Source organism: Bradyrhizobium altum (genome assembly GCF_020889705.1).
Lineage (GTDB): Bacteria > Pseudomonadota > Alphaproteobacteria > Rhizobiales > Xanthobacteraceae > Bradyrhizobium > Bradyrhizobium altum.
The window spans coordinates 34,349-45,369 of record NZ_JACMYP010000038.1; the positions used below are offsets into that span (position 1 = coordinate 34,349).

General features: G+C 58.1%; 11 protein-coding genes and 1 pseudogene. 4 read left to right on the top strand and 8 right to left on the bottom strand.

Annotation, left to right across the window (positions count from 1 at the left end; translation table 11 throughout):
• Positions 1–176 precede the first annotated feature (176 nt).
• Both H8B02_RS13150 and H8B02_RS13155 read right to left on the bottom strand, forming a co-directional pair.
• Positions 177–494 carry a helix-turn-helix domain-containing protein gene (locus H8B02_RS13150; RefSeq protein ID WP_312000865.1) on the bottom strand — a complete coding sequence of 106 codons (318 nt, stop codon included), beginning with the start codon at positions 492–494 and terminating at the stop codon, positions 177–179.
• A 120-nt stretch (positions 495–614) separates the two neighbouring features.
• A complete protein-coding gene (locus H8B02_RS13155) occupies positions 615–839 on the bottom strand; it encodes a helix-turn-helix domain-containing protein (RefSeq protein ID WP_229166622.1) in 225 nt (74 codons plus the stop codon).
• 800 nt (positions 840–1,639) lie between these two features.
• On the opposite strand from H8B02_RS13155, the gene H8B02_RS13160 reads away from it, so the two are divergent.
• The 3 genes and pseudogenes from H8B02_RS13160 to H8B02_RS13165 all read left to right on the top strand — a co-directional run bounded on the left by H8B02_RS13160 (position 1,640) and on the right by H8B02_RS13165 (position 2,871).
• The gene (locus H8B02_RS13160; RefSeq protein WP_229166623.1) at positions 1,640–1,915 is read left to right on the top strand and encodes a DNA -binding domain-containing protein; all 276 of its coding nucleotides are present in this window, start codon (positions 1,640–1,642) and stop codon (positions 1,913–1,915) included.
• Between the two features lie 169 nt (positions 1,916–2,084).
• A pseudogene (locus tag H8B02_RS48930) lies at positions 2,085–2,213 on the top strand (transcriptional regulator domain-containing protein); the annotation flags it as partial.
• A 298-nt stretch (positions 2,214–2,511) separates the two neighbouring features.
• Positions 2,512–2,871: a DUF2285 domain-containing protein gene (locus tag H8B02_RS13165; protein WP_229166624.1), complete on the top strand. Its 360-nt coding sequence runs from the start codon at positions 2,512–2,514 to the stop codon at positions 2,869–2,871.
• A 257-nt stretch (positions 2,872–3,128) separates the two neighbouring features.
• Here the strand turns inward: H8B02_RS13165 and H8B02_RS13170 are convergent, their stop codons facing one another.
• From H8B02_RS13170 to H8B02_RS13185, 4 genes are all read right to left on the bottom strand, one after another.
• On the bottom strand, positions 3,129–4,037 hold the full coding sequence (locus H8B02_RS13170; protein ID WP_229166625.1) for a LysR family transcriptional regulator: 909 nt from the start codon (positions 4,035–4,037) through the stop codon (positions 3,129–3,131).
• Between the two features lie 2,802 nt (positions 4,038–6,839).
• Positions 6,840–8,027, bottom strand: coding sequence for a hypothetical protein (locus tag H8B02_RS13175; protein ID WP_229166626.1), 1,188 nt, complete (start codon positions 8,025–8,027; stop codon positions 6,840–6,842).
• A gap of 152 nt (positions 8,028–8,179) precedes the next feature.
• Positions 8,180–8,635 carry a hypothetical protein gene (locus tag H8B02_RS13180; protein ID WP_229166627.1) on the bottom strand — a complete coding sequence of 152 codons (456 nt, stop codon included), beginning with the start codon at positions 8,633–8,635 and terminating at the stop codon, positions 8,180–8,182.
• A gap of 16 nt (positions 8,636–8,651) precedes the next feature.
• Positions 8,652–9,245, bottom strand: a complete 594-nt coding sequence (locus H8B02_RS13185) for a CHAT domain-containing protein (RefSeq protein ID WP_229166628.1) — start codon at positions 9,243–9,245, stop codon at positions 8,652–8,654.
• Positions 9,246–9,436: 191 nt separating this feature from the next.
• Here H8B02_RS13185 and H8B02_RS13190 point away from each other — a divergent pair, with 191 nt between their 5' ends.
• Entirely contained in the window at positions 9,437–9,664 is a 228-nt protein-coding gene (locus H8B02_RS13190; protein ID WP_229166629.1) for a hypothetical protein, read from the top strand.
• A gap of 68 nt (positions 9,665–9,732) precedes the next feature.
• Here H8B02_RS13190 and H8B02_RS13195 read toward each other — a convergent pair whose 3' ends face one another.
• Together H8B02_RS13195 and H8B02_RS13200 are read right to left on the bottom strand one after the other, a co-directional pair.
• On the bottom strand, positions 9,733–10,806 hold the full coding sequence (locus H8B02_RS13195; RefSeq protein ID WP_229166630.1) for a hypothetical protein: 1,074 nt from the start codon (positions 10,804–10,806) through the stop codon (positions 9,733–9,735).
• A partial coding sequence (locus H8B02_RS13200) for a hypothetical protein (protein WP_229166631.1) occupies positions 10,799–11,021 on the bottom strand: 223 nt, incomplete at its 5' end. The genes H8B02_RS13200 and H8B02_RS13195, both read right to left, overlap by 8 nt.

An 11,021-nucleotide genomic window follows, 5' to 3' on the forward strand; every position in this document is an offset into this window, starting at 1 on the left:
TCGTCGCGTTTATTCCAACGACCACATTGACGCGGTCCTGCGTTGGGCCTTTCTCGAATCCATGTTGGCCGCCGGAAGCCCATTCCCGGCCGCCGGAAATCACCAGACCAGCATTCCAGGGTTACCGAACAGACGAGAAGAAATGGAATGGAAGCAACACGCGTGTTGGGATGCGCCTACCTGGCGGCTTTCTTTGGGGGCCGTTTCAGGAACTCGGCAGGCTCAACGTCGAGCTTGTCGGCAAGGCGACCTATGATTTTGATGCTGACGTAGTACGTGCCCTTTTCGAGCTTGCTCAAATAGCTCCTGCTAATCTCGGCCTCGAAGGCAAGTTCGTCCTGGGACCATCTCCTCTTATTGCGCAGACGGCGCAAATTAGTGGCAAATGTCTCCCGCAAATCCATGCAGGACAGAAAGCGGATTGCCCGAAATACTGCACCTCGATATACTTCACAAAATGTCGCCTCATGCACATTTTGAACCGGAAACTGCATCGGTCTGCTGCACGTGCGCAAGGTCATCCTGCGGAAATGACCTGCCGGACCAGCATTCAATGGCTACGCTAGCCAGAAGAAATGGATTGAGAGCAGGACCGCATATTGGGATGGGTCTAGCTAGCGCCCTCCCTTGGCAGGGCGTTTAAGGAACTCAGCAGGCTCAACGTCGAGCTTGTCGGCAAGGCGACCTATGATTTTGATGCTGACATAGTGCTCGGCCGTTTCAAGCTCGCTCAAATAGCCCCGGCTTATCTTTGCCTCGAAGGCAAGCTCGTCCTGCGACCATCCCCTCGCATTGCGCAGACGGCGCAAATTGGTGGCGAATGTGTCCCGCAAGTCCATGCAGGAAAGGATGCCGCTTGCTCGATATACTGCACCTCGATATACTTGACAAAATGACGTCTCACGCTCGTTGTGGACCGGAACTGCGTCGATCAGCTGCGCGCGCGTAAGATCATCCGGGCCCCACCACTGAACCCTCGCTGATCCTCATTTGGATAGTTCAGTGCTGTTGTCCGTGGCGCGCGGCACGTGGTGGCCTGCTGGCGACTTCTCGATCCGGAAGCCGTCGACGCCGACCGCAAAGAGGTTGCTCGGACCGTGCTGCATATCGATCCAGATCTCGGCCAGTGCGCGCTCGCGAACTGTTCGTCAGCCATTTGGCGGTCGCAAAGTGGATGGCTAGCGGGATTACCGCGGCTTTCTTCACGGCGGCGCGACCAAGCAGCAAACTTTTCTCACGTGGGGTTCAAAATCGAGAACAACGTTCTCGCCAGCCGACCAAACCGAGCAGCCATCACCAGCGAGAGGAGGCAACGGGTGCGTCGGCCAAACCACACGCGCGTCGATTTCTATTCGCAGGCAACAAGCGAGCGGGCACTTGCTGGACAGCAAATCTGCTCATCGCGCTCCGAGCGATATATGGACGCGGTCAAATCAACACCGGCGAAGGTCGGAGCGAGCGAAATCGAGACAAACGACGGAACCAGGCCCCAGGATATCCGATAGCCGCCTCCAATCGATGTTTCTGCGGGAAACAATTTGCAAACTGCGACAATCGAGCCGGTACCAAGATGCCGTGAAGCGGGCTACCGTCGCTCAGATTTCTATAGAGTTTTTCGATTTCGTAGGAGTTCCAGCCAGTGTCGCCCGATCCCAAAATCGCAGATTTGGCGCCCAACGCGCCCGAGCTTACGCCATACGATGAGCAGCAGGTCGTTACCTACCTGCGCCTTCTCGATGCACAGGCGGATAATGCAGATTGGCACGAAGTCGCGCGCATTGTGCTCGGTATTGATCCGATCCTTGAGCCGGATCGCGCGCGCCGTGCTTTCGACACTCATTTGGCTCGCGCCAAATGGATGGCGCGTCACGGCTATCGTCATCTCCTGCGACGCGGTTGGCCGAAGAGTGAATAGTGGATGCACTTGAAGCGGACCTGATTTCTTATTGAGCTTTAATCGCAAAAATTGATTGTTCCATCGACGGAGCACATCAATATTGAACAAATGCATTAGCACAACCAGAAATCGTCACAATCGTGGGGCTGCAATTTCCTTGCATGAACGTGCGGGGAAGAAAAGTACGATGGCAGCCGCTGACTGGAGATCAAAGCAAGCATATCCTGACGCCAAGACGGTAGAGACGGAGGACATTGCCTGGGAATGTCTACGTCGCGACCTTGAGTATGAAAGAGATTATGAGGTCCTGACCAGCAGCGAACGATCCGACGCGACGACGGATCACTTCCGAGGGAAGTGGGGGCTTTCGTTTCGCCGGGGATCCGCGAACGGCGTTCGACAAACAGGCCATTTTCTGGGCGCCCGAGGCGCTGTCGACCGTGCTGCCCGTCCACCCAGTTATCGGTTTGAGGTCGTCCAGACGGTACGACCTGGATCTCGGCAAACTAACGGGCAGCGAGCTTCGTCGGGCGCCAGATGGATGGCATGCCATCGTGCCGCTCGGAGGAGCGAGGCACCGCCTTTGGCTGAGAGAACTACCATCGAGAGGCTCAGTGATTGTCGTCGATCTCCCGCTCGACCGCGATTTCGACATTCGTTCGCAGGCGGCACAGCGCTTTTGGCGAGCGCTCGAACAGCGCCCCCTCGGCCCGTCCCCACATGCTCTGCCGATCCAGACCAGCCATCGGCTCATCCTTGCTCTGCGTGCCGCTGATGGATGGCTGGAAGGAAACAGCTATCGCAAAATCGCGCAAGGCCTGTTCGGCGCGCATCGCATTCCCGATCGAGGATGGAAAACAAGTGATCTGCGCAGCCGGATCATTCGGCTGGTCAAGACGGGGCTACGTCTTATCCGGGGCGGTTATCGCGCCTTGCTCCGTCACAAGCGCAAAGACAAGTACGATGAGTCCTAAGCTCTGATCGGTTAGTTGCGGCCACGGTCCCGGAAAATAACCCCTCGCAGCTAAGCTAAGTGATGTCATCATTCCGCTTGGTATCCTCTGGGCATGACTTCGGTTCGGTTTCGCGACCGCGGAAGGGCTGTAGACGAATGAAAAGGAGCGGGCTGGTTTGGACCATTCGTCTCGCCGCTCGAACGATCAGCTTCGGCCACGTTGGGCTGCGGTGTCTGTGTCTGTATACCTGATTTGTGGTATCGCTTGATGCGATATTAGGCGGCTTCCGGGATTGCGGCCTTCTTGCAGAGCCGAGCCCCCCATCGGCAAAAGGCACGGGCGATTTCGGGATTGTCACTGCGATCGACCGCGTACGCTCGATACTGCATGCCACTGGGAGCCCGCGATCCTGGGATCGCATGCAGCGCGCCGCCGCGCACGAGATCGCTGACAATGATTTCAGGCGCTACCAGCAGGCAGTTTCCCGTGATGGCAGCCGGTAGAGCAAGGAAATTGTGATCGTATCGCGCTCCCGACTTTATGTCTTTTGTGGTGAGATTCATCGCCCTCAGCCATGTGGGTAGGATATCCGGCCGGGATGTGATGTTCAAAATTGGCATCGAACGAACAACCGAGAGCGTTTTGCCGGCTACGTGATTTGGAGACCCTACGCATACGAGTGTCTCATTGTGGATTTCCCAATCGTCGGCCGGTTCAACGACGGAAAGATCGCGCGTAATCAAGATGTCGAAATGGTCAGATGATGTCGGTGCAGACAATGAACTGATCACGTCTACGATCACGCCATCCATCTCAGCGGAGAAAGCTTGGAGATTCGGAATCAGAAAGGAGTAAGCAAAGGTAGAAAGCGACGTGCGGACCACAATCCGGTTGGGGTCCGATCGGCTCCGGCGCTGCATTCTCTTGGCGGTGAAGCAGATCGTATCAAGCGGTTCGGCGACGGTGTTCGCGAAAAGTCTCCCAAACTCTGTCAGCTGGCTCCGCCGACCTTGCCTTTCCACGAGGTCGGTACCGAGATAATCTTGTAACACGGCCAGGTAGCGGCTGACCGAGCTCTGGGTCGTTCCCAATGCGCTAGCCGCACGCGTCACGCTTCCCTCTCGCGCAATGGTTACAAATGCACGGATTGCATTGAGGGGCACTTCATCGTGTTCGGCAGCCATCTTCTGCTCCGGTAGCTTCCGCCAACTGCCACGGCAGGCCGTTGCCAAGAATGAATGCTGTATCACTTTATTAGATGCGTACATCAGGATTGCCGCTTATCAAGCGGGTTTCGCGCGCAAAATCAGCAATCTTGGTGCGTTTCGTACGGCGCGCGACTGCTGTCGGCGGTTTTTTCACAGCTACTAAGCGCCCAATGCGTGGCGCGATCACTGCTCTCGCGTCGGCCACGCGCGATTTCCAGAGTAGTACTAGGCCGCTACTCAGACTTTCCTAACGGCGTCAGGAAGGCGTCCTGAGCGGACCTCGAGCGCTGGATATAGTTTCAAGATCTTTGCTGGTTGCGAAGCGTTCAGCGAAGGAAGCGAGCTTCGGCTGCTTTGATCTCGTCCATCCTTTGAAGTCTGAAGATTTCCTCGACCGGTAGAATGTCCTTGTGTACGTGTTGGACGCCGCCGTCTGCTACGATCCGACGGAAGGTCTCCTGCATGGCCACTGTCTTCAATTTCTTTGACCGACGAAGGAATGCGCTTCGCGAAATCGTTCAAAGCCTCCGTAGATGTCAAAGCCAGGGCTTGTGCTTCACTTGCTTCGTTGCCGGTGGTTGCGGCGCAGCAGCTACCGGAGAAAGTGAGCGACACGAAAAGTAGGATTGTCCGTCCGCCACAATAAGAATACATTCGCAGCCCTCCGACAAAGAGGTTATCAGTTTGTGCCCCCAAAGGACAGTAATCCCGTTGATCGCATCGAAGCACGGGTACACTGTTTTGAACTCCCATGCGCCTGAAGATACTCGCGCTCTTCACCATCATGGAGCGTGACGGCTTTCGCGACGCGTTTGTTCGCGAGTAATTCGACCGTCAGGTCGTGCGCGACCTGCTCCTTGTCATCCTTGAAAAGCGGGTCGCGGCTCGCTCCAAGGCCGGGCTCGGACAGACTCTAACTGCAATGCTACCGAGTGAGTGTACAATTCGGTTCGGGTCAGAAAAAGGGGGCCGTATAATCGCGCGAGCCGCGACACGCAAAAGAGACTTTTGAAATTTGCGCTGACATCCCGAGGGTTCGATGCGAAGTTCGTTTGGATTTATCGGACTGCTGGCAATCAGCTTGATTGCAGCATCGCAATGCTTGGCTCAGCGGACAGGATTCAGCGAACAGCCACCCGCGCAGATGAAACCGCAATCCGAGAGGCAGGCAGGCGCCCGCAGCGCATTTCGCGAGCGGGTTGCTGCCGCTGCGGGCGTGGTGAACGCATCGTGGGAATTAGTTGGTGTCGAGCGGTGGTTGGCGCAAAGCACGCGACCACGGTTGGCCAAGATCCTTGTTCGCGTCCAAAGTGATGATCCCGTACAGATACTTCTCGCGACTGTGCTGGTAGCGAAGGATCTCACTGCTAGTGGAGAATATGACCGCATCACGGTAAATGCAGTGGGCAACTGGTACGGTCCTGCTGTTCTGTCCATGGTGGCATCAACCGCAAACGTGTTTGTTTCGGTAGGGGCACGACTAGGTCCCATGTGTGGAGTATAGACGCGGAGACGAACGCGCCCTCAGATAAGGCTTTGATGGTTGCGAGGAAGTGGAGAGAGTTCTTTCCATATGTCGAACGTCCACCAATATTCGACTATGACCCTGACAGGGTACGGAAGGAAGAGGCAGACCGGAAGACCGCCGCAGAGCTGAATATGACGGCGGAGGACGTCCTCAATATCAGGCTCGCGTTGGTTCGAGAGGACAGGAAACGCACATCGGTCAATAAGTCTAGCGACGCAGGGTGCCGTCGGTCTGATCCAAGTCTAATCTGCATTGATCCGGAGCTGCTAAGGAGGCCAGATCGCTTCCCAAACGCTGCGCAGGTCGTGAACAATGCATGCAAGGACATCAGTCCCACGAGATCAGGAAATCGAGACATCACCTGTCTTTTTGGTCAAATTCATTTCTGATCGTCCGCTGCATCAACTGTCATTTTTGGACGGCTGAGTGAGGCGAACGAGTATCGTCCCCAAAGAGCTGGGACTCGGCTGCTGACAAGAACGCCGTTCGCTTTCGAAACCACGGCAGTGGGTGATTGTCGAGTTGATAACTACCCTCGCAGGAGGGACCTAAGTGACGGAGATGGGAGGCCTTTCCTGGGGCTCAGTTATTAGTGAACTTCGTTCCGGGGGAGCGTGCCTTATCAAGGGAGCATACTAATGCGCGCGATTGTTTCCGCTTTTTTGCTTTTCAATTCCTCCATTGCAACGGCGCAGGTGCTCGATCGTACCGAAGGGGATGATTGCTATTCGCGGTATGTACTCGGCGTGAGTGTGGATCGGGAGTCGTATGGCACGAGTTCATATGTCGCCCCGCACGTCTCAGTGATGGCGAAGTATGAGGCAGTCGACAAAGAAGCTCTGTTGGCTAAAGAGACCACTCAAAGGTTCTTAGACCAACTAGAAGTTTGCGTGGATAGACGATTAATCAGGCAGGGAGTGGTGCGGCCGTCTCCTACCGTAATACGGCTGAGGGCCCTCGGTACAAGGTACGGGCTGATTGCGGCTCGCAATTGCCGAAACGGTCCTTGGTTGATCGAGAGTAATACAATCCGTGAATATGAGAGTCACCGTCGAGATTAAAGGCATCCTATGTGTATGCTGCAGAAGGCCGCTTCAGCCGACGAAGGGCCTCGCCGCTCAGCCATTCTTAAGCCGCGGGCGATAGCCCGAGCATCTGCCATTCAGGATAGGAACAAAACGCGCGACATCGCTCCTCAGCGCGATTGCGAGCAGACCAACTGGGACCCGAATCTTAGAGCTGCCTATCAGCTAGACTGTCGTTTCCGATGAATGCCGGACAGCCAAGTGAGGGTTGGACGGTGGCAGGAACGCCTCTACCGTGTATGTTCCCGCCGCCATTGCGGGCGGCAACATAGGGTTCGTGCTGTGCCAGGTCGGTGGCCATTGGTTTGGCAGATGTCCCCACATATTGAGCTGCCCCAGGGCGTCAAACAGCCCAAGGTATTGATAGTAGCTCACGCCTTCGACATCACTCGAGATCGGGCAGCCAAGCGTCACGACGCGGAGGTCTTGCGCTCGTTCCGGCGGGAGGGAACGGATTGCGTTTCCAATCTGCAGGGCGCCCTTGCTGTGTCCAACCAGAAGCTTGAACGGCGTCTCGCGATGGAGGAGGAGGGCGTGCAGCACGTCCGAGGAGCCAGAGCCGTGGCGAAAAATAGGTGCGCCATGAAGCGTCTTCGCGTCCGGAGTAGACGCGGACAATTGACGACCGATGCTCGCCGTCCGTGGCGTGGCATTGGCGAGAGTGTTCTGGATCAGGCTCTTTGCATGCACATAGTCGTAGAGGCCGAAGCCGAACCACCCTCCAAGCGCCTGTAGCATGACGTCCGCCATGCCGTATCCGGGAACAATGGCAAGTACGGGCTTTTTGAGCGCGAGCGAGATGTCCCATGCCAGCGCGGCGCTGCCGAGCGCCGAGCTTCCGACTCCCGTAATCGTGGCGATCTCGACAGTGCGCGTCTCCGCGTGAGGCGAAGCAAGGAACAGCTCCACATCCGTGTATCTGTGCACGTACGGCGAGGTATTGGCGTCGATCAGGAGAAGTGAGCCTTCCGGATCGCTGAGCGCATCGAACTGGACGATGCGGGAAGGAGGTTTCTCTTCACGGGCTCGCATCGGCGCGTCCCTTTCTGCGAGCTGAATAGCCAACGCCGGCACGTTGTAGAAGATGAGATCTAGCATCGTGTTGAATAATCGGCAGGCCCGGACGGCGGGCTCAATCAACTGTGGCAGTGGCTCAAAAAGATTGAGATAGGATCGTTCAGATCGGGGCGCCTGGTTGTCTCCGAACGGCATCGTAAAATCCTCCTCGCTGGTTGCGCTTACCATACCAGCCGCTTGCTTCAAGCGTATGAAGCGCTGGCGCGCACGACGTCGATCGCGCCATTTGAGGATCTCTGACTTGTTTGCACGGCTAAGCAAAATCGCGACGTCCAATTAGTCCGGTTCCCTAGTCTATGTAGTGCGCGACGATCATGGAATGCGTTCTCCCAATCTGGAGGCTCGGGCCGAGTTCTGCTCTTCGTGTTGAGGCGAGGAGGCAGCCTCGGTTGTGGATTGCGACCGGTCAAGCGGATAGAGGGGGCGGCTTACGGGGTTTCGAGCACCTTGAGGGCAGCCGTGGCCGCCCTTTGCACCGCCTCTAGGTCAGGCGCCGCAGCGCCGCCGCCGCTGAGGGTTGCGGCGAGTTGCTCGGGCGGAGCTGCCGGTGCGGCGGCGCTCAGCGCAGCCTTTGCATCGGCAATCTTCGTCGCCAACCTCTCACGCTGCTGGACGGCATCGTTCCGCGCGTTCTGCGCCTGGTTCTTCTGGTCCACCGCCTGCTGCCGCTCGTTCCGGGTGTCATCAACCTGTTGCCGGAGTGTCTGCTCGTTCTTCTCTCCCGGTATCCGGCCGAAATAATAGCCGATCACTGAGATGATTGGCGAGATCTGGACCACCAGCTTGTCATCGCTCGGCGGCTGCAGCAGCCCAGCGAGCGCAAGCACATACAGGGCTACGAACACCGCCGTCAGCACGACGATTACCCAGTCCTTCATATTCATCTGACCCTCCCGATCTTCATGACGCAGACACGCGAGCGACTCCGAGGTCGCCGTAAACCGCATAGAGACGCCACGTCGGATCGGGATCGCCAGCCATATCCGCGCGTGCCGCGTTCATCGCTCCGGCAATGCTGAGGCCCTTGCCTAGCAGGCCATCGAAGAACGCGGTCGCGAAGCGCAGCGCCGTCGCGGTGACGACCGGAGCCAGCGTTCCGATGTAGGCTGACGCACCAGCGGCCAAGAAACTGCGAGCGAAACTGGTGAAACCGACCGCGCCAAATGTCGCCGCCGCCGACGAGCAGGCATTGACGAACACCAATGGCTGTTTCGGAAGCGCGAAAGTGCGGATGTGGTGAGGCAACAATTGGCCGCCGAGGTTGTTCTCGATCCTGAGATACAGACTGCCCGAGGACTCGACGATGCCGTGACAGAGAAAATGAATGATGTCGGCCTGGGGGACACTGTCCTTGAGCTTCAGCAGGTTCATCGGCTCTCGGGCGCCGCCGGTAACGTTGGGCACAACGTCAAGGCCCTTATTCCTGGCGACGTTGACGACCTCGAGCACCCCGTTCAGCGTGGTTGCGTCGGAGGCCACGCCATCGCCGACCACATACACAAGCTCCGTTTGGTCTGCGGTGATGCGGCCACGTTGGCGGCCGTCCTCGGAGAGCCGGCTGCGCCGGTGTCGTCACGCACCGGAACCCGGACCAGCAATATCGGCTCCTTGAGAGTGGACTGGGCGGCGGTCTGAAACGCCAGCTCCCAAGGAACGGCGTCAAGCTTCGGGCTCTTGAGCACCCATTGTACCACCGCATTCGCGTCGAGGCGGGCCAGCACGGTCCGCGTCTGCAGCGAAATCAGATTGTCTACGATCTCGCGCGCAATGCCATGGAAGTCCATAGCCAGCAGCTCCAGCACCTGATCGCCGCTCTCGACCCCGACGTTACGCGGGTTGCCGAGATTCCTCTCGATGCTTTCGATCCGCGTGCTCGCCGCGGCGAGGCATTGAGCACCGCGAAAGCGTCGTAGTCGTCGCGAGAGCTGCCGAGCGGCACCAGCTCTAGTTGGCCCGACTCGTTCAGCGCCGGCATGTGAAATTAGATGCGCGCAGGAGTTCCATTGGTAAGCGACAGCTGGATCGTTGGACTGATATACGGCGCGGCTCCGCTGTCGCCAGCTTCGCGGAACAACATATCGCGGCTCTTCTCGAGAATGAGTGCGCTATCACGGGCCTCCGCTCGGAACATGACGGCGATGCTGCCGACAAGGCGAAACTCGTCGAAGATCGTGATGGCCACTTCGCCTTCGCCGTTGATAGCGTGCAGCGCCGTGACCCGCAGGCGGGCTTCGTCGCTGTCGCCATTGCGCGGAACGCGCATCGTCTGGACCTCGGGCTCAACCTTCAGGGAACCGGACTGTGAGCTCACGTGCAAAAGCAGCGTTGCGTGTTCCTTTCCAGCGGGCACGCGGATGTCCAGACTGCGTGCGGCGTCCTCGGCGCCCTCCACCCGAAGCAGCAGGGTGATCTCCCCTTGGCTGGGGGCCTCGGGGTCGGGGGCGTAGCCGAGACTGGTACGCCGTTTGATGGCGGTGAAGGGCCGCGTTGTCTCCGACGATTCCTTCTGGCTAGTCGGTGATTCCTCCGGCTGCGTATCCAATTCGACGCCAGGTGACAGAGACGGCACCTCGAAAGAAGCCGGCGATGGCGCAAATCGCCCGGCTGCGGTGGGCAGCTCCTCAATCGTCTTTAGTGCCTGGAAGAGCGGTGGATCGTGTCGCTTCACGCCGGCATAGGCACGCCGGCGAACCCCCGTGTCCGTGTCGCCGGCTAGATACCCTAGAAACGGCATAGCCTCGACCCAGTCGGCCCGGGCGAGGCGATTGGCAAAGGTTCGACGCACCGTCGCATCAGCGTGATCGATAATGCCCCGGCACACCGAAAAGACTTGTTCGGCGTCGAGCGTCAGCTGGTGTCGGTTATTAGGCTGGCCGTACACCAAGTCGAATGGCCCGTGTTCGGCGGCGGCAGCGATGATGCCATCAAGCAGCTTTTGCCGACTGCCGGTTGAAATTTCCGGCAAGCACGTCATCAGGGTTTCGACCGCGCCTAACGTGACCGTCGCGTCGCCCAGGATGCCAACACCAAAGCGGCCAAACACACTCTTAGCCACGGCCGTCTCCCGCTCGCGTCAGCGACCCGCATCGCTTCGATTGCCATGGCCATAATACGAAGCCGGATTCGCGCCCGTCCCGCATCACGAGCACAACAGCATGGACGTCGCGTTCGGTCATAGCATTTCGCTCCTCGACCGCCTGCGCTTCCAGGCAGCCAATAACTTCCTGACAAGCGAGCTTACATCCTTGGTCTGAAACGATACGTCTGAGC